Raw genomic sequence first — 17,557 nt, 5'->3', positions numbered from 1 at the left:
GCAGCACCACCTCCGTGACCGTCGGCAGCTCGTCGAGCAAGGTCGCGAGCAGGCCCATGCGGTCGATGTCCTGGCCGGCGTAGCGCACGCCGTCGGCGGCGATCAACACCCGGGGCTCGATCTGGCGGAAGCGGTCCAGCACCGCCACCGGGCCCATGTCGGGCGAGCACACGGACCACACCGCGCCCAGGCTGGCCACCGCGAGGAAGGCCACCGCCGTCGCCGGCACGTTGGGCAGGTAGGCGACGACGCGATCGCCGCGCCGCACGCCCAGGTCATGCAACGACGCGGCCAGCGCGCCGACCTGGCGCCGCAGCTCGGACCAGCGCATCTCGCCGAGCTCGCCGCGCGCCAGCATCGCCTCGTTGGCATGCACGATCGCCGGATGGCCGGCGGCCTCGGCCGCGTCGGCATGCCGCAGCGCCTGGGCCGCGATGTTCAGCGTCGCGCCGCGGAACCAGACCGCGCCGGGCATGCGCTCCTCGTCGAGCGCCTGCTCGAACGGCGTCCCGGAGCGCAGGTCGAAGTGGTCCCAGATGCTGCGCCAGAAGGCGTCGAGCTCGGTCACCGACCAGCCCCACAGCGCGGCGTAGTCCTCGAAGACGAGACCGCGCTCCTCGCGCAGGAAGCGGCGGTAGTGATCGATCTGCGGCGTCGGGACCATGCGGGACTCCTTGTCGAGTGCTCGACGGTAGCCCAGGTTCTTCCGACACGCCGTCACGCGCGCGACCGGCGGTTGGTGCATGCGCTGGCCCTCACCCCCCGCCCTCTCCCGCAGTGCGGGCGAGGGAGCCTTCCACGGCTGGTTCAACGTCGGGGCAGCTTCTCCGTCTCGATATCGACGTACGGCCAGAAGATCTGGTTGAAGTAAGGCCGCCGATACCCGACCAGCCACGGCTGCGCGAGGTCGGTCACCAGCCGGTGCACCCGGTACTTCTGCGGCATGTAGGCGGTCAGCAGCTTCTGCGCCTCGCGCAGCAGCGCGGCCCGCTCGGGCCCGTCAGGCAGCACCATCATCCGGCGGTAGATCTCGTCGTAGCGCTCGAGCTTGAAGCGCCCCAGGTTCTGCCCGCCCGACGCCGGCCCGTACAGCAGCTCCAGCCCCAGCTGCGCATCCGGCGTGGAGCTGTTGAAGCCCAGCTGCCAGATCATCAGCTGCCCCGCCCGCGCGGACTTCAGGTTCTCCGGCCACTGCGCCATCCGGATCTTGATCTGGATGCCCAGCTTGTCCATGTCGCGCTTCCACAGCTCGTCATAGGGCTTGGACCGCGAGTCCGGCGTCGACGCCACCTCCAGCACCAGCGGGCTGCCGTCGGGCTTGTCGCGCCAGCCGTCGCCGTCCTTGTCGACATAGCCGTAGGTATCGAGCAGCGCCTTCGCCCGCGGCAGGTCGAAGTCGGAGTTCTCGCTCTTGTAGTCGGCCTCGTAGCCCCAGGTCATCGGCGCCACCACCGACTGCGCCGGCACCGCCTGATGACGGCGCGTCGTCGCGATCTCGGTGGGGATGTCCGTCGCCAGGCCGATCGCGCGCCGCAACGCGACCTTCTCCGGCGTGTAGCCGCCGACGGTCGCGTCCTCCATGTTGAAGTAGTACATCGTGCGGTCGCTCGCCAGCACGCGGTACATCTGCACGCCCTGCTTGGCCAGGTTGGGCGCCAGCTGCCCATGCGGGATCGCCACGTCGGCGTATTCCTCGGGCAGCAGGTAGAGCAGGTCGAACTCGCGGTTCAGGAACGACAGCCAGCGCGGCTGGCCGGCCTCGATGATGCTGATCTCGACCGCGTCCACCATCGGCAGCTTGCGGCCCTTGAAGCGCGCCAGCAGCGCCTCGCCCTCGGTGTCGCCGGGCGTGGGCTGCGCGTCGTAGACGACGTCGCGGTAGCCGGGATTGCGCACCAGCCGGATCAGCGAACCACGCCGCCAGCGCTCCAGCATGAAGGGCCCGGTGCCCACCGGGTGCTCCATCGTCTTGCCCGCGTAGGCCTCGATCACCTCGCGCGCCACCGCGCCATAGGTGTCGCCGCCGGCCAGGTTGTAGATGAAGCGCGGCCGCGGCTCCTCCAGCTTGAACTGGAGCGTGTAGCGGTCCAGCGCGCGCAGGCCCTCGACCGGCTTGTCGTAGTCGAAGGGCCGCTTGTTCTTCAACGCGGCGGCGCGCAGCGCCTCCAGCCCGACGATGCCTTCCTGCTTGAAGCTCGAATACAGCGGCCCCTTGGTCGCCGGATCGAAGAAGCGCTTGAGGCTGTAGACGTAGTCCTCGGCGGTCAGCTCGCGCCGCTTGCCCTTGAACGCGGGATCGTCGGCGAAGTAGATGCCGGGGCGGATCCGGATCGTCCAGGTGCGGAAGTCCTCCGAGACCTCCGGCATCGCCGCCGCGGTGTTGGGCTTGAGCTTGAAGGGCCGCGCCAGGTAGTCGTAGTTGTAGAGCGACTCGAAGATGTGGGCGGTGACGATGCGCGAGTAGAGGTCGCTGAGCTGCGCCGGATCGAAGCCGGTCTCGGCCACCAGGAAGGCGTAGCGCAGGACCTTCTCCGGCGCGGCCGGCACCGGGCCTGGCTTCGCGGCCTCGGCGCCGGCGCCGGGACGCGGCGCGGGCGGCGCCGCGAAGGCCGGGACGGTGGAGAAGGCGGTGGCGAGCGCCGCGGCGCCCAGGATCAGCGCGGCGACGGGGACAGGGAAATGTGCGCGCATGGGCCGGCCTAGTGCTTGTACTTCGCGGCGGCGTCGGGATCGATGTCCACGTACTCCCACCAGTTCTGCCAGAACTGCGGCCGGCGGTAGCCGATCAGCTGCGGCTGGGCGATGTCGGTGATGAAGCGGTGGCCGCGGTACTTGTAGGGCATGTAGGCCGAGGCGTAGCGCTTGGTCTCGTCGAAGATCCGCATCCGCTCCGGCCCGTCGGGCAGGTGCGAGGCTTCCTCGTAGAGCTTGTCGACGGCGGGCAGCTTGAAGCGCGCGTAGTTCTGCGCGCCGATCTGGCCGCTGTACATCCTCGCCAGCGAGTCCTGCCCGTCGGGCTTGGAGGCCGAGGTCGCCAGCGACCACACCTGGTACTTGCCGGCGCGCAGCGCCTTGAGGTTCTCGGGCCACTTGGCCGGCTTGAACACGATGCGCAGGCCGACCGCGTTCAGGTTCTTCTGCACGATCTCGTCGATCTGGCGCTGGAACTGCTCCGGCGTGGTCAGGCTCTCCAGCACCAGCGGCGTGCCGTCGGGACGGTCGCGCCAGCCGTCGCCGTCCTTGTCGACGTAGCCGTACAGGTCCAGCAGCGCCTTGGCGCGCGCCGGATCGAAGGTGCTCATGTCGCTCTTGAAGCTGGCGTCGTAGCCGGTCGTGCCCGGCATGTACAGCGACTGCGCCGGCGTCGCCTGCCCGCGGCGCACCAGGCGCAGCTCGCGGTCGACGTCCATCGCCAGCGAGATCGCGCGGCGCAGCGCGATCTTCTCCGGCGTGTAGCCGCCCACCAGCGGGTCCTCCATGTTGAACACGGTGAACAGCACGTCCGACGCCACCGTCCGGTACGCGTGCTTGCCCTGCTTCTCCAGGTTGGGCGCGATCTTGCCGTTGGGCATCGCCTGGGTGATGAAGTCCTCGGGCGTGCGCTCGATGAAGTCGTACTCGCCGTTCAGGAAGGACAGCCAGCGCGGCTGGTTCTCCTCGATGATGCTGACCTCGACGCGATCGATCATCGGCATGCGCCGGCCCTGGAAGCGCGCCTTCAGCGCCTGGCCCTCGGCGTCGCCGGGCGCGGGATCGACCTCCTGGTCGTAGAAGCGCTCGCGGTACAGCGGGTTGCGCTCCAGCACGATCAGCGAGGACCGCCGCCATTGCTTCAGCACGAACGGCCCGGTGCCCACCGGATGCGCCATCGAGTCGCCGGGATAGGCCTCGATGACCTCGCGCGCGACGGCGCCGTACAGGTCGCCCTGCGCGAACACCTCCATCAGCCGCGGCCGCGTCTCCTTGGTCTTGAACTGCAGCGTGAGGCGGTCCAGCGCGCGCAGGCCCTCGATCGGCTTGTCGTAGTCGAAGGGCTTGCCCGCCTTGCGGATCTGCGCGCGGTACTCGTTCAGGCCGACCAGCTCGAGCTCCTCGATCTCGCTCCACGCCGGCGAGGCGACCGCCGGATCGGCGAAGCGCTTGATCGCGTAGACGTAGTCCTCGGCGGTCAGCTCGCGCGGCTTGCCCTTGAACGCGGGATCGTCGGCGAAGCGGATGCCCGGGCGCAGCTTCACGGTCCAGAGCTTGTAGTCGTCGGCTGACTCGGGCGGCGCCGCGGCCGTCAGCGGCTTGAGCCGCGCCGGACGCGCGAGCTGGTCGTAGGTGTACAGGCCCTCGAAGATGTGGGGCGTGATCATCCGCGAGTAGAGGTCGCTGATCTTGGCCGGATCGAAGCCGGTCTCCGCGACGCGGAAGGCGTAGCGCAGGACCTTCTGCGGCGCGGCGGCGCCCGGATGCGAGGCCGGGGCCGAGGCGGGCGCGTCGGCCGCCTGCGCGCCGGCCAGCGCCAGCGCGGACGCGAGGACGGCCCCGCGCAGGATCAGGGGGAGCACTCGGGCGCGGGTCGTCATCATGGGTCGGCGGGGGTCGGCGGGGATCAGTTCTTGGGCTTGACGTGGGCCTTGGCCAGCGCGTCGGTGTCGATGTCGACGTAGGAGTAGAAATCGCGCTGGTAGAGGTTCTTGTCGTAGCCGATCACCCAGGGCTGGGCGATGTCGGTGTAGATGCGGTGGACCTCGACCTTGTAGGGCATGTAAGCCGTCAGCAGGCGCTGCGCGTCCTGCATCACCGCCACGCGCTCGGGGCCGTCGGCCATCGAATGCTGCTTGCGGTACAGCGCGTTGAACTCCGGCAGGTCGAAGCGCGCCTTGTTGGACTGCCCCTTGCTGCCGCCGTAGGCCAGGCCGAGGAAGTTCTCGCCGTCGGGGATGTCGGCGCTCCAGCCCATGCCCCACATCTGCAGCTTGCCGGCGTTGGCGGCCTTGAGGTTCTCGGGCCACTTGGCGATCTTGAACTTGATGCGCACGTTCAGCGCGTCCATGTCCTTCTGCCACAGCTCGACCAGCTGGCGGTTGCGGCCGTCGGGCTGGGTCGCGTACTCGAGCACCAGCGGACGCCCGTCGGGCAGGTCGCGCCAGCCGTCGCCGTCCTTGTCGACGTAGCCGTACAGGTCCAGCAGCGCCTTGGCGCGGGCCGGGTCGTACTGGCTCATCTCGGTCTTGAAGGCCTTGTCGTAGCCGGTCACGCCCGGCGAGATGATCCCCTGCGCGGGAATCGCCTGGCCCTTGCGGGGAAGGCGCACCTGGCGCTCGACGTCCACGCCCAGCGCGATCGCGCGGCGCAGCGCGATCTTCTCGGGCGTGTAGCCGCCGACGACCGGGTCCTCCATGTTGAAGTAGGAGGCGGAGATGTCGGCGCGCTCGTAGCGGATCGCGCGCATGCCGTCCTTGGCCAGGTTGGGCGCGATCTTGTTGCGCGGGATCGCCACCGGCGCGAAGTCCTCGGGCAGCTCGTCCAGGAAGTCGAACTCCTTGCGCAGGAACGACAGCCAGCGCGGCTGCGACTCCTCGATCACCGCGATCTCCACGCGGTCCACCATCGGCAGCTTGCGGCCCTGCAGCCGCTTGACCTGCTCGACCAGCGCGGCCGGGCGGTCCGGGCCGACTTCCTCGTGGTAGCGGACTTCGCGGAAGTTGGGGTTCTTCTCCAGCACCATGCGCGACGACCGCCGCCACTCGGCCAGGCGCCACGCGCCGGTGCCCACCGGGTGCTCCATGATCTTGTCGCCGTAGGCCTCGACGACCTCGCGCGCGACCAGGCCCAGCATCGGATCGGCGAAATGCAGCAGGAAGCGCGGATCGCTGTTGGCCACGCGGATCTCGACCGTGTAGCGGTCCAGCGCGCGCACGCCGTCGACGGGACGCGCGTAGTCGAACGGCGTCTTGCCCTTGAGCGATTCGGCGCGCACCTCGGACAGGCCCAGGATCTTCGCGCCCTCCAGCCGGTAGAGGTGGCCGCTCTTGTTCTTCGGGTCGTAATGGCGCTTGATCGTGTAGACCAGGTCCTCGGCGACGAGCTCGCGGCGCTGGCCCTTGAACGCCGGATCGTCGGCGAAGTAGATGCCGGGCTTGAGCTTGAAGACGAAGCGCTTGAAGTCGTCGAAGACCTCGGGCAGGCCGTCGGTGACGTTGGGCTCGAGCCGGTAGGGACGGCCCAGGTAGCTGTAGCGCAGCGGCGCGTCGAAGATCGCCGAGGTCACGTTGCGCGAGTACAGGTCGGTGACCTGCGCCGGATCGAAGCCGGTCTCGGCCACGCGGATCGCGTAGCGCAGCACCTTGGGCGCGGCGGCCGGCGCGGCCTCGTCGGCCGCCCGTGCGTGCGGCCCGAAGCCCGCGAGGGATGCCGAAAGTAAGAGCGCCAGGGACCCCGTCCCGGCCATGCCGCGTCGCATCAAGATGCCGTCCTCGAATTCGAAAGCGCGCCAGTCTAGTGGGCGCTGTCCGCGCCCGCCATGCCAACAACCCCGAGCCTCGCGCGGGGTGCGCGGACCGGGGCGCATTGCGGATGGAAGCGCCTGATTCACAGAGGCCCTTCATCAGTTTTCTTCGATGGATTCAGGGCAAATGCCGGTGCGTCGGTGACAACCGGTCACGTAGACTCGCGCGTGATTTTTCGACCCGCAGGCCCCGGCCGTCACAAGCGTCCGGGGTTTGTCTTTTCGGTCGCCGCGAGGCGCGCTCGACGCGCATCGACGGCGGCGCTTGCATGGAGTTCCGCGGACATGGCGGCCTATCTCATCAGGCGCCTGTGGCAGATGGTCCCGACCTTGTTGGGCGTCGTGCTGCTGGTGTTCTTCCTCTTCAAATGGTTTGGCGGCGATCCCGCCGAAGTGCTGGGCGGCCTGAACGCCAGCCAGGACCAGATCGAAGCCATCCGCGAGCAGCTCGGGCTGAACAAGCCGGTGTGGGAGCAGCTGCTGATCTTCCTGCAGCAGATCGTGACCTTCGACTGGGGCAAGAGCTGGGCGACCAACGAGTCGGTGGCCAACCTCTTCGCCACGCGCATGCCGGCGACGCTGACGGTGATGCTGCCGATCCTGGTGCTGGAGGTGATCCTGGCGATCCCGTTCGCGCTGGCCGTGGCCTACATGCGAGGCAGCCTGACCGACCGCGCGGTGATGATCGTGACGACGGTGGCGGTGTCGGTCTCGCTGCTGGTCTACGTGATCGTGTTCCAGTACGTCTTCGCCTTCCGGCTGGGCTGGTTCCCGGTGCAGGGCTGGAGCGACAGCTTCTGGACTAACCTGACGACCTACGCGCCGCTGCCGGTGTTCGTGGCGGTGGCGGTGGCGCTGTCGCCGTACACGCGGCTGTACCGCACCTTCTTCCTCGACGAGATCGGCCATGAGTACGTGCGCACCGCGCGGGCCAAGGGCCTGACCGAGCGCACGATCCTGCTCAAGCACGTGCTGCGCAACGCGATGATCCCGATCATGACCAACATCTCGGTGGCGCTGCCCAGCGTGTTCGTGGGCTCGTTCCTGCTGGAGGTGTTCTTCTCGATCCCCGGCCTGGGCCGCGAGATCCTGCTGGCGGTGAACCGCAACGACTATCCGGTGATCCAGGCGTTCGCGATCTACATCGCGGCGCTGACGATGGTGGTGAACCTCGTCACCGATCTTCTCTACAAGCTGGTCGATCCCCGGGTGGTCCTCAAATGAGCGCAGTGTTGTCCAACCAACCGGCGGCCGTGGCGCCGAAGCGCTCGCAGGGCGTGTGGGCCGCGTCGTGGCGGCGGCTGCGGGCCGACCGGCTCGGCATGGGCGCGATGGTCGTCGTCGCGCTGTCGTTGCTGCTGGTGATCGCCGCGGGCCTGGGCCTGGTGGCCGGCGACTGGCAGCGCGAGACCGGCGTGCCCAACGCGCCGCCGACCTTCGTCGGGCCGATGCCGGCGGAAAGCGCCGGCGCGGTGGCCCAGCCCAAGGGCCCCAACGTCGACCTGAGCGACATCGACCCGCTGGCGCCCAAGTACGCCGAGTGGGCCGAAAAGGCCAAGCAGTACAAGACCGACGAGGCGCCGCGCGCCGAGACGCTGCCCTTCGGCGGCGACCGGCTGGGCCGCGACGTGCTGGCCAAGGCGATCAAGGGCGCGGAGATCTCGATCATGGTCGGCGTGCTGGCCGCGCTGGTGGCCACGGTCATCGGCACGGTGCTGGGCGCGCTGTCGGGCTTCTACGGCGGCAAGGTCGGCGACGTGCTGGAGTGGGTCTACAACGTCTTCACGGCGATGCCCAACATCCTGCTGATCTTCGCCTTCGCGGTGGTCTTCGGCCGCGGCGTGCTGCCGGTGGTGATGATCCTGGGGCTGGCGGGCTGGACCGGCATCTACCGCCTGGTGCGGGCCGAGTTCATGAAGCACTCGGTGCGCGAGTACGTGCGCAGCGCCGAGGCCATCGGCGCGAGCAAGTCCTCGCGGATGTTCAAGCACATCCTGCCCAACGTCTCGCACGTGGCGCTGGTGCAGCTGTCGCTGCACGTCGTCGGCTTCATCAAGAGCGAGGTGATCCTGTCCTATCTGGGCCTGGGCGTGAGCGTGGACCAGGTCTCCTGGGGCACGATGCTGGCCGAGGCGCAGAGCGAGCTGATCCTGGGCTACTGGTGGCAGCTGGCGGCGGTGACCGGCTTCATGGCGATCTTCGTCACGGCCTTCGCCCTCTTCACGGATGCGCTGCGCGACGCGCTCGATCCGAAACTTCGCGGTCTGGAGTAAGTCGCCATGCTGTTGAGCATTCAAGACCTGAAGGTCGCCTTCCGCATGGGCAAGACCGGCGGCGTCATGCAGCGCCAGCTGGCCGTCAAGGGCGTCAGCTTCGACATCCCGGAGAACGGCACGGTGGCGCTGGTGGGCGAGTCGGGCTCGGGCAAGAGCGTGACGGCGATGTCCATCCTGAACCTGCTGCCCGACAACGCCGAGCGCAGCGGCGCGATCCTGTTCCAGGGCCGCGACCTGCTCAAGACCTCGCTGCGCGAGTTGCAGTCGGTGCGCGGGCGCGAGATCGCCTGCGTGTTCCAGGACCCGATGAGCTCGCTGAACCCGGTGTTCCAGGTCGCGGACCAGATCATGGAGCCGCTGATCAAGCACCTGGGCATGAGCCGGCGCCAGGCGCTGGCGCGCGCCGAGGAGCTGCTCAACGAGGTCGGCATCCCCGATCCGAAGCGGCGCCTGAAGAGCTATCCGCACGAGATGTCCGGCGGCCAGCAGCAGCGCGTGATGATCGCGGTGGCGCTGGCGTGCAACCCCAAGCTGCTGATCGCCGACGAGCCGACCACGGCGCTGGACGTGACGATCCAGCGCCAGGTGATGGAGCTGCTGGCGCGGCTCAAGGACACGCACAAGATGAGCATGCTGTTCATCTCGCATGACCTGGGCGTGGTGGGCGAGATCGCCGACCAGGTCGTGGTCATGCGCCATGGCGAGATCCGCGAGAAGGCGCCGGTGGCGGACATCTTCCACCGGCCGCAGGACGCGTACACGAAGGCCTTGCTGGCCTGCCGGCCGTCGCTGACGGAGAACCCGGCGCGGCTGATGGTCATCGACGACCACATCGCGGGCCGCGGCGCGCAGGGCACGGGCAAGGCCAAGGACCCGGACGCGCCGGTGATCCTTCAGGCGCGGGGCCTGAAGAAGAGCTTCTTCTTCAAGTCCGGGCTGTTCGGCAAGACCGAGTTCCAGGCCGTCAAGGGCGTGGACTTCACGCTGCGCAAGGGCCACACGCTGGGCGTGGTGGGCGAGTCGGGCTCGGGCAAGACGACGATGGGCCTGACGCTGCTGCGGCTGCACGAGCCCACCGGCGGCGAGGTGCTCTTCGAGGGCAAGGACCTGCTGAAGATGTCGGGCGCGGACTGGCAGAAGATGCGCCGCCGCATCCAGGTGGTGTTCCAGAACCCGTACGCGTCGCTGAACCCGCGCTTCACGATCGCGCAGACGCTGCTGGAGCCGATGGAGATCCACGGCATCGGCAAGGACCACGGCGAGCGCCTGGCCACGGCCAGCGCGTTGCTGCGCAAGGTGGGGCTGGACGAGTCGGCGTTGCACAAGTACCCGCACGAGTTCTCCGGCGGCCAGCGCCAGCGGATCGCGATCGCGCGCTGCCTGACGCTGAAGCCGGAGGTGCTGGTGCTGGACGAGGCGGTGTCGGCGCTGGACGTGTCGGTGCAGGCGCAGGTGCTGAACCTGCTCAAGGACCTGCAGGACGAGTTCGGGCTGAGCTACATCTTCATCAGCCACGACCTGGCGGTGGTGAAGTTCATCTCCGACGAGGTGCTGGTGATGCAGCACGGCGACGTCGTCGAACAGAACGACGCCCGCGCGCTGCTCGCCGCCCCGAAGGAGGAGTACACGAAGCGACTGCTGGGCGCGGTGCCACGGGGCTACCAGGGCCACGACACCGCAGCGGTGGCCTGAACCAGCCTACTGGGGCCGCTTTGCGTAGGTATTAGGAGGAATTTGGCAACCGGCAGGGTGCCAAAGGGGGACACGGAGCAAAGGGGCCCCAGTTGGCTGGCTCACGCTCCGTCCCCCGCAAGCGATGGCTAGAATGGCTCGCAAGTTTTGTGCCGCCAGGATTCACCACATGTCGCTTCGCCGCCCCCTGCTGTTGTCGACCGCGCTCGCGCTGGTCCTTGCCGCGCCGTGGGCACAGGCGTCGAAGGACGACCGATCCAAGCCCCTGAACCTGGTTTTCGACCGTGAAGGCGCGATCGACAAGGTCAAGCAGCGGTCCGAGTTCAACGGCAACGTGATCATGACCAAGGGCTCGATGGAGCTGCGCGCCGAACGCATGGACGTCCAGGAGACGAGCGACGGCTACTACCAGGCCTACGCCAACGGCGCGACCGGCAAGCAGGTGCAGTTCCGCCAGAACCGCGACACCCCGGGCGAGCGCATCGAAGGCCGCGCCGACCAGATCGAGTACGACACCCGCACCGAGACGATCCGCCTGGTCGGCAATGCCGAGGCGCGCGTCATGCAGGGCGACCAGCTCAAGCAGGCACTGTCCGGCGCCACGCTGAACTACGACAACCGCACCGAGCGCCTGGTCGTCGAGACCGGCGCCAACTCCCCGCACCCGAGCGGCCGCGGCCGTGTCGTGCTGATGCCGCGCAACGCCGCGAGCGAGCCGCCGCCGGCCAGCAGCGCCCCGCTGCCCCTGCGCCCCAGCATCAACCTGACGCCGCGTCAGTCGCAGCCGCAATGACCGAAGCCCGCAAGAACGCCGCCCGGAGCCGCCTGCAGGCCTGGGGGCTGCAGAAGTCGTATGGCGTGCGCAAGGTGGTCAAGGACGTCCACCTGGACCTGCACAGCGGCGAGGTGATCGGCCTGCTCGGTCCCAACGGCGCCGGCAAGACGACCAGCTTCTACATGATCGTGGGCCTGGTGCGCGCCGATGCCGGCGAGATCCAGATCGACGGCCAGCCGGTGCAGAACCTGCCGATCCATCAGCGCTCGCGGATGGGGCTGAGCTACCTGCCGCAGGAAGCCTCGATCTTCCGCAAGCTCAACGTCGAGGAGAACATCCGCGCCGTGCTCGAGCTGCAGCTCGACGAGAAGGGCAAGGCCTGGTCGTCCTCGCGCATCGACGCGGAGCTGGACAAGCTGCTCAACGAGCTGTCGATCGAGAAGCTGCGCGACACGCCGGCGCCGGCGCTGTCCGGCGGCGAGCGCCGCCGCGTCGAGATCGCCCGCGCGCTGGCGACGCAACCCCGCTTCATCCTGCTGGACGAGCCCTTCGCCGGCGTCGACCCGATCGCGGTGCTGGAGATCCAGCGGATCATCCGTTTCCTGAAGCAGCGTGGCATCGGCGTGCTGATCACCGACCACAACGTGCGCGAGACGCTGGGCATCTGCGACCGCGCCTACATCATCAGCGAGGGGGCCGTGCTGGCCGAAGGCACGCCCCAGCACATCGTCGAGCATCAGGACGTGCGCAGGGTCTACCTCGGCGAACACTTCAAGATGTAAGGGCCGGGAGTCGACATGAGGCCGACGCTACAGGTTCGCCTGTCCCAGCATCTCGCGCTGACGCCTCAGCTGCAGCAGTCCATCCGTCTGCTGCAGCTGTCCACGCTGGAGCTCCACCAGGAGGTGGAGCAGATGCTGGCCAGCAATCCGCTGCTGGAGACCGACGAGGAATTCGACGCGCCGCTGCCCACCGCCAGCCAGGAGCGCATCACCGAGCGCGAGGAACGCGAGGAGCGCGTCGCGCAGACCGAGTCCGAGTCCGGCGGCGACGCCCCGGCGGGCGAGGAGATGCGGGCCGAGGAATTCGGCACCACCGAGCGCGACGACTGGGAGAACGGCACCGAGGGCGACGACTTCGACGGCATCCGCGAGACGCCGGGCAGCGGCAGCGCCGCGTCCGGCGGCGACGACGACGAGCGCCCGGAGTCCGAGGCCCCGTCCGAATCGCTGCAGGACGTGCTGCGCGCGCAGATCCCCGGCATGAACCTGAGCGCGCTGGACCGCGCGGCGCTGCTGGCGCTGATCGAGTCGCTGAACGACGACGGCTACCTCGAGGATCCGCTCGAGGACCTGGTCGCCGCGATCCTCGGCGAGGAGGCCGACCTGGAACAGCGCGAGGAGCTGCTGGACCGCTTCAAGGTCGCGCTGAAGTGGCTGCAGTCGATGGAGCCCGCCGGCGTCGGCGCCCGCGACCTCGGCGAATGCCTGGAGCTGCAGTTGCGCGCGCTGGGGCGGTCGCCGGAGCAGGCGCTGGCGATCGTGGTCTGCCGGCGCCACCTGGACCTGCTGGCCAAGCGCGACTGGCGGCGGCTGATGTCGCTGACCGGCGCGGACGAGGAGCTGCTGCGCGAGGCGCAGGCGCTGATCGCCGGCCTGGAGCCCAAGCCCGGTCGCGCCTACGCGCCCAGCGAGAACCGGCCCGTCGTGCCCGACGTGATCGTGCAGAAGGCGGGTCGCAACTTCCGCGTCTCGATCAATCCGGACGTGCTGCCCAAGCTGCGCATCAACGAGCTTTACGCGCAGGCGCTGCGGGCCACGCGCGGCGGCGTCAGCAACTCGCCGCTGGGCGGGCAGCTGCAGGAGGCGCGCTGGTTCATCAAGAACATCCAGCAGCGCTTCGACACGATCCAGCGCGTCAGCGAGGCGATCGTCGAGCGCCAGCGCGGCTTCTTCACCCATGGCGAGCTGGCGATGAAGCCGCTGGTGCTGCGCGAGATCGCCGACGAGCTCGGCCTGCATGAGTCGACGATCTCGCGCGTCACCACCGCCAAGTACATGGCCACGCCGTGGGGCACCTTCGAGCTGAAGTACTTCTTCGGCTCCAGCCTGTCGACCGAGGCCGGCGGCAATGCGTCGAGCACCGCGGTGCGGGCGCTGATCAAGCAGTTCATCGCGGCCGAGGATCCGGTCAGTCCGCTGTCGGACAGCCAGCTGTCGACGATGCTCGGCGAGCAGGGCATCACCGTGGCGCGCCGCACTGTGGCCAAGTACCGCGAGGCGCTCAAGCTCGCGCCGGCCAACCTGCGCAAGGCGCGCTGACGACGCACGAGTCCCGCCACGCTCGCACCCCAGCCCTCTCCCGCCCCGCGGGCGACGGAGCCGGAAAGGGCATGCGGCCGGCGGTGGGACAATCCGGCCCTTGATTTCCCCGGGCGCCGCGGCGCCCGATCCACCCAGCCCGCACGATGTCCGATTCCGCCTATCACCTGTTCCTGCCCTGCGCCGCCGGCGTCGAAGACTGGCTGGAGGACGAGGTGCGCGAGATCCTCGGCCCGGACGAATGCCTGCAGGGCCCGAAGGCCTTCCGCGGCGGCGTCGGCCTGTACGGGACGATGGCGGCGGTGATGCGGCTGAACCTGCACAGCCGGCTGGCGCAGCGCGTGCTGATCGAGGTCGCGCGCGAGGAGTACCGGCACGAGGACGACATCTACGCGATCGCGCGCACGGTGGACTGGTCGCGCTGGATCACGCCGCGGCAGACGCTGCGGGTGGACACGACGGCGCAGCGTTCGCCGCTGCACAGCCTGAACTTCGCCACGCTGCGGGTGAAGGACGCCGTCTGCGACGTGCTGCGCGAGGGCACCGGCGAGCGGCCCAGCGTCGACACGCGCTGGCCGGACCTGCCGCTGCAGCTGCACCTGACCGAGGAGCTGGCGACGGTCTACGTCGACAGCTCCGGCGAGCCGCTGTTCAAGCGCGGCTGGCGCGAGGACAAGGGCGACGCGCCGCTGAAGGAGACGCTGGCGGCGGCGATGCTGGCCGCGGCGGGCTGGAAGGGCACGCGCGAGCAGGGCGGCGCGTTGCACGATCCCTGCTGCGGCTCGGGGACCATCCCGGTCGAGGCCGCGACGATCGCCTGCAACATCGCGCCGGGGATCCAGCGGCGCTTCGCCTTCGAGAAGCTCAAGCCGTTCCAGCCGCTGCTGCCGGCGTGGCGCGCGATGAAGGACGAGGCGCGCGCGGCGGAGCGCGCGCCGGAGGTGGCGATCTTCGCCAGCGACGTGTCGTTCCGGATGGTCGACTTCGCGCGCCGCAACGCCGAGCGCGCGGGCGTGGCGCAGTACATCCAGTTCAACGGCGGCGACGCGTTGGAGCGCCCGGCGCCCAAGCTGCCGGACGACGTGCCCGGCACGCTGATGCTGAACCCGCCCTACGGCGAGCGGATCGAGGTCCGCGGCAAGGCTGGCTCGCAGCGCCTGGACGGCGGCGCGCTGTCGGAGGAGCGCGATGCCGGCGACGACTTCTTCCCGCGCCTGTCGGCGCACTGGAAGCGCGCGTACACGCAGCACGCGGCCGGCTGGACCGCCTGGCTGCTGTGCCCGGAGATGAAGCTGCCGAGCAAGATGCGGCTCAAGGAGTCGCGCCGCATCCCGATGTGGAACGGACCGATCGAATGCCGGCTGTTCAGGTTCGACCTGGTCGCGGGTTCCGCGCGCAAGCCGGCCGCTGACACCGACGAATAACTTCGCCGGAAGGGGGCCGCCTTGTTGGGGATGCAGCCTCCCCCTACGATGCGATTTCTTTCCGAGGGAATGGCCGAGATGATTCACGCAGACCTGGGACCCGAACTGGAGGCCGTCGTGCTGAATCTGATCGAGAGCGGAAAGTATTCGTCGCGCACGCAGGTGCTGCGCGAGAGCGAGGAATTGAGGGATTGGCGCGAGGCGAAAGGTCGAGCGTTCACTGAACTTTTGGAACGCCGCCTGGCCACGCCGTCCTCGGACTACATCCCGGTGGAAGAGGCCTTCGATCGCCTTTATCGCGATCTCGGGATCACGGGCGAAGACAGCGAATGAAGGTCAGCCTCCACCCGGAGGCCTGGGCGGACGTGCGGTCGATACACCAGTACATCGCGACAAGCAACCGACGACGCGCGGACTCCTTCCTCCGGGAGTTGCGGGAGAAGATCATTGCCCTTGGTCGCGTGGGCGAGTCGTATCCGGTGTTGCAGGGTTTCGAGCGAAGTGGTTTCCGTCGCCGTACGCACGGGAACTACCGCATCTTCTATCGCGTCCTTGGCGGGGCCATCGAAGTCACGCATGTGATGCACATGTCGCGCGATCACACCCCGCTGCTGGCCGCCTGGAATCGATTGAAAGGCAAGTGATGATTCGACGACTAGGCCTCGCTCAGTGCCAGCCATCCAAGGACAGCCAACGGCGCCGTATCCGCCCGCAGGATCCGCGGACCCAGCTTCGCGGCGCTGAAGCCGCGTGACCGGGCGGATTGCTCCTCGGCCTCGCTGAGGCCGCCTTCGGGGCCGCTCAGGACCACGACGCGTCCCGCGTCGTTCGCCAACGACGTCAGCGCCGGCAGCGGTTGCGCCGCCACCGGGCTCAGCAGCCAGCGCTGCTCGTCGGCATCGGCGGGCAACTCGGCCAGCCACTGCGCCAGCGTCTTCACCGCCGCGACCTGCAGCGGCTTCGACCGCCCGCATTGCTCCGCCGCCGCGATCGCCACGCCCTGCCAGTGCGCCCGCTTCTTTTCCGCCCGGTCGCCGGTCAGCCGCAGCACCGAGCGCTCGCTCATCAGCGGCTGGATCCCCGCTGCGCCCAGCTCGCAGGCCTTCTCGACGATGCCGTCCATCCGGTCGTTCGCCGGCATCACGACCGCCAGCGTCACCGCCCGCCGCAACTCGCGATCGACCGGCTGGCGAGCCTTCAACGCGACGCGCACCTCGCTGCGTCCCATCGCCGTGACCGCCGCGGTCCACTCGTCGCCGCTGCCGTCGAACAGCGTGACCTCGTCCCCGGGCTGCAGCCGCAGCACCTGCACGTGACGCGCCGCGCCGGGCGGCAGCGCCAGTTCAGCCTCGAGCCCCGCCGCCGCCAGCGGCTGCTCGACAAACAACCGTGCCGCCAAGCCTCACCCCTTGAGCGTCTGCACCCAGCCCGCGAAGGCCGTCATCACCTTGCGCAGGAAGGCCTCGGTCTCCGGCTTGGCGATGTCGCCGTCGGCGGTGAACATCTCGGCCGCGCCGCCCAGGTAGACCTCCGGCGACGGCAGCAGCGGCGCGTTCAGGCAGGCCAGCACCTGGCGCAGGTGGTGATGGGCGCCGAAGCCGCCCAGCGCGCCCGGCGACAGCGTGATCACCGCCGAGGGCTTGCCGTCGAAGGCGTTGTGCCCGTACGGCCGCGAACCCACGTCCAGCGCGTTCTTCAGCACGCCGGGGATCGAGCGGTTGTACTCGGGGCTCACGAACAGCACCGCGTCGGCGCCCTTGATCGTGTTGCGGAACTCGACCCAGGCCGCCGGCGGCTCGGCCGCGTCGTCCTCGTTATAGAAAGGCAGCTGGCCGATCTCGACGATCTCCAGTTTCAGCTCGGCCGGGGCCAGCTTCGCCAGCGCGAGCGCCAGCTTGCGGTTGAACGAGGCCTTGCGCAGGCTGCCGACCAGCACCGCGACGCGATAGGACGTGGACATGAGGACACTCCCAACAATGGAAGACCGCCTCGTCGGCGGCCGGGTTCAGTTGAAACCCAGTGTCGCACGCAGTTCGTGCGCCGCGGCGTCGCCCTTGCTGGCGCGCACGCGGTCGACGATGTCCAGCGCCAGCGTCTGCAGCGCCGCCATGTCGGCGCATTGCTCGACCTCGAGCGCCAGCTTGTAGCCCTTGAGCAGCCCCTGCTGCTTGGCGAAGGTGCTCAGCGCCGCGTACAGCTGCGAATAGTCCAGCGACGACGTCGGCGCCCCGGCCAGCCGCGACGGCGCCGGCTTCGAGGCCGAGGCCCCGCTCATCCGCGACGACGGGCCGCTGCTCGAGGCCATCGGCACCGAGGCCGGCGCCCCGGCCATCGGCCGCGACAAGGGCGCGCCGGCGGTGACCTTCACCAGTTGATGCTGCAGCAGCAGTTCCAGATCGGCCGGCACGGCGCCTTGCACCAGCCCCAGCCATTCCCCGCCGGTCTTGCCGGCGTCGATCACCAGCAACAGGTTGCGGGCCACGCGCGCCTGCACCAGCGCGCGCGACTTGATTTCCGCCCTCCCGGCCTCTGTTTTCTCGTAACGATCTTCGAGCACGGCCTTGCCTCCTCCA

At 69.1% G+C, this 17,557-nt stretch carries 16 protein-coding genes; 9 read left to right on the top strand and 7 right to left on the bottom strand.

What is annotated here, in order from left to right:
- From N5D62_RS24870 to N5D62_RS24855, 4 genes are all read right to left on the bottom strand, one after another.
- Positions 1 to 664 (bottom strand): AMP-binding protein (locus N5D62_RS24870; protein ID WP_279760685.1); only part of this gene is annotated, 664 nt, incomplete at its 3' end.
- Positions 665 to 807: 143 nt separating this feature from the next.
- Positions 808 to 2,691 (bottom strand): ABC transporter substrate-binding protein, encoded by a 1,884-nt coding sequence (locus tag N5D62_RS24865; RefSeq protein ID WP_279760683.1) that lies wholly within the window; start codon positions 2,689 to 2,691, stop codon positions 808 to 810.
- An 8-nt stretch (positions 2,692 to 2,699) separates the two neighbouring features.
- The gene (locus tag N5D62_RS24860) at positions 2,700 to 4,553 is read right to left on the bottom strand and encodes an ABC transporter substrate-binding protein (protein ID WP_279760682.1); all 1,854 of its coding nucleotides are present in this window, start codon (positions 4,551 to 4,553) and stop codon (positions 2,700 to 2,702) included.
- A gap of 44 nt (positions 4,554 to 4,597) precedes the next feature.
- Entirely contained in the window at positions 4,598 to 6,451 is a 1,854-nt protein-coding gene (locus tag N5D62_RS24855; protein WP_279760681.1) for an ABC transporter substrate-binding protein, read from the bottom strand.
- A gap of 330 nt (positions 6,452 to 6,781) precedes the next feature.
- Here N5D62_RS24855 and N5D62_RS24850 point away from each other — a divergent pair, with 330 nt between their 5' ends.
- The 9 genes from N5D62_RS24850 to N5D62_RS24810 all read left to right on the top strand — a co-directional run bounded on the left by N5D62_RS24850 (position 6,782) and on the right by N5D62_RS24810 (position 15,628).
- Positions 6,782 to 7,720, top strand: coding sequence for an ABC transporter permease (locus N5D62_RS24850; RefSeq protein ID WP_279760680.1), 939 nt, complete (start codon positions 6,782 to 6,784; stop codon positions 7,718 to 7,720).
- Complete coding sequence (locus tag N5D62_RS24845) at positions 7,717 to 8,769, top strand: ABC transporter permease (RefSeq protein WP_279760679.1); 1,053 nt, start codon at positions 7,717 to 7,719, stop codon at positions 8,767 to 8,769. Before N5D62_RS24850 ends, N5D62_RS24845 begins: the two co-directional genes overlap by 4 nt.
- 6 nt (positions 8,770 to 8,775) lie before the next feature.
- Entirely contained in the window at positions 8,776 to 10,464 is a 1,689-nt protein-coding gene (locus N5D62_RS24840) for a dipeptide ABC transporter ATP-binding protein (RefSeq protein WP_279760678.1), read from the top strand.
- A 169-nt stretch (positions 10,465 to 10,633) separates the two neighbouring features.
- Positions 10,634 to 11,257, top strand: coding sequence for a lipopolysaccharide transport periplasmic protein LptA (gene lptA / locus N5D62_RS24835; protein ID WP_279760677.1), 624 nt, complete (start codon positions 10,634 to 10,636; stop codon positions 11,255 to 11,257).
- A complete protein-coding gene (gene lptB, locus N5D62_RS24830; RefSeq protein WP_279760675.1) occupies positions 11,254 to 12,021 on the top strand; it encodes an LPS export ABC transporter ATP-binding protein in 768 nt (255 codons plus the stop codon). Before lptA ends, lptB begins: the two co-directional genes overlap by 4 nt.
- A gap of 15 nt (positions 12,022 to 12,036) precedes the next feature.
- Positions 12,037 to 13,560: an RNA polymerase factor sigma-54 gene (locus N5D62_RS24825; protein WP_279760674.1), complete on the top strand. Its 1,524-nt coding sequence runs from the start codon at positions 12,037 to 12,039 to the stop codon at positions 13,558 to 13,560.
- Positions 13,561 to 13,706: 146 nt separating this feature from the next.
- Positions 13,707 to 14,984, top strand: coding sequence for a THUMP domain-containing protein (locus tag N5D62_RS24820; protein ID WP_279760672.1), 1,278 nt, complete (start codon positions 13,707 to 13,709; stop codon positions 14,982 to 14,984).
- A 69-nt stretch (positions 14,985 to 15,053) separates the two neighbouring features.
- The gene (locus N5D62_RS24815) at positions 15,054 to 15,317 is read left to right on the top strand and encodes a type II toxin-antitoxin system ParD family antitoxin (protein WP_279760670.1); all 264 of its coding nucleotides are present in this window, start codon (positions 15,054 to 15,056) and stop codon (positions 15,315 to 15,317) included.
- Positions 15,314 to 15,628, top strand: coding sequence for a type II toxin-antitoxin system RelE/ParE family toxin (locus N5D62_RS24810; protein WP_279760669.1), 315 nt, complete (start codon positions 15,314 to 15,316; stop codon positions 15,626 to 15,628). Before N5D62_RS24815 ends, N5D62_RS24810 begins: the two co-directional genes overlap by 4 nt.
- 11 nt (positions 15,629 to 15,639) lie before the next feature.
- On the opposite strand, the gene N5D62_RS24805 is transcribed toward N5D62_RS24810, so the two are convergent.
- From N5D62_RS24805 to N5D62_RS24795, 3 genes are read right to left on the bottom strand one after another with little or no spacing between them, the layout of a single operon-like run.
- On the bottom strand, positions 15,640 to 16,371 hold the full coding sequence (locus N5D62_RS24805; RefSeq protein WP_279760667.1) for a 16S rRNA (uracil(1498)-N(3))-methyltransferase: 732 nt from the start codon (positions 16,369 to 16,371) through the stop codon (positions 15,640 to 15,642).
- A 15-nt stretch (positions 16,372 to 16,386) separates the two neighbouring features.
- Entirely contained in the window at positions 16,387 to 16,944 is a 558-nt protein-coding gene (locus N5D62_RS24800; protein WP_279760665.1) for an NAD(P)H-dependent oxidoreductase, read from the bottom strand.
- Between the two features lie 45 nt (positions 16,945 to 16,989).
- Complete coding sequence (locus tag N5D62_RS24795; RefSeq protein WP_279760664.1) at positions 16,990 to 17,541, bottom strand: hypothetical protein; 552 nt, start codon at positions 17,539 to 17,541, stop codon at positions 16,990 to 16,992.
- Positions 17,542 to 17,557: the final 16 nt, after the last annotated feature.

Origin of the sequence: Mitsuaria sp. GD03876 (genome assembly GCF_029840635.1) — a bacterium.
Lineage (GTDB): Bacteria > Pseudomonadota > Gammaproteobacteria > Burkholderiales > Burkholderiaceae_C > Roseateles.
Note: the sequence above shows the minus strand (reverse complement) of the source record. Positions and strands in the feature narration are given on the sequence as shown.

Bases quoted from the DNA above. Each gene is read 5' to 3' on its own strand.
- N5D62_RS24865 (WP_279760683.1), bottom strand. From the start codon at position 2,691: ATGCGCGCACATTTCCCTGTCCCCGTCGCCGCGCTGATCCTGGGCGCC.
- N5D62_RS24855 (WP_279760681.1), bottom strand. From the start codon at position 6,451: ATGCGACGCGGCATGGCCGGGACGGGGTCCCTGGCGCTCTTACTTTCG.
- N5D62_RS24850 (WP_279760680.1), top strand. From the start codon at position 6,782: ATGGCGGCCTATCTCATCAGGCGCCTGTGGCAGATGGTCCCGACCTTG.
- N5D62_RS24845 (WP_279760679.1), top strand. From the start codon at position 7,717: ATGAGCGCAGTGTTGTCCAACCAACCGGCGGCCGTGGCGCCGAAGCGC.
- N5D62_RS24840 (WP_279760678.1), top strand. From the start codon at position 8,776: ATGCTGTTGAGCATTCAAGACCTGAAGGTCGCCTTCCGCATGGGCAAG.
- lptA (WP_279760677.1), top strand. From the start codon at position 10,634: ATGTCGCTTCGCCGCCCCCTGCTGTTGTCGACCGCGCTCGCGCTGGTC.
- lptB (WP_279760675.1), top strand. From the start codon at position 11,254: ATGACCGAAGCCCGCAAGAACGCCGCCCGGAGCCGCCTGCAGGCCTGG.
- N5D62_RS24825 (WP_279760674.1), top strand. From the start codon at position 12,037: ATGAGGCCGACGCTACAGGTTCGCCTGTCCCAGCATCTCGCGCTGACG.
- N5D62_RS24820 (WP_279760672.1), top strand. From the start codon at position 13,707: ATGTCCGATTCCGCCTATCACCTGTTCCTGCCCTGCGCCGCCGGCGTC.
- N5D62_RS24815 (WP_279760670.1), top strand. From the start codon at position 15,054: ATGGCCGAGATGATTCACGCAGACCTGGGACCCGAACTGGAGGCCGTC.
- N5D62_RS24810 (WP_279760669.1), top strand. From the start codon at position 15,314: ATGAAGGTCAGCCTCCACCCGGAGGCCTGGGCGGACGTGCGGTCGATA.
- N5D62_RS24800 (WP_279760665.1), bottom strand. From the start codon at position 16,944: ATGTCCACGTCCTATCGCGTCGCGGTGCTGGTCGGCAGCCTGCGCAAG.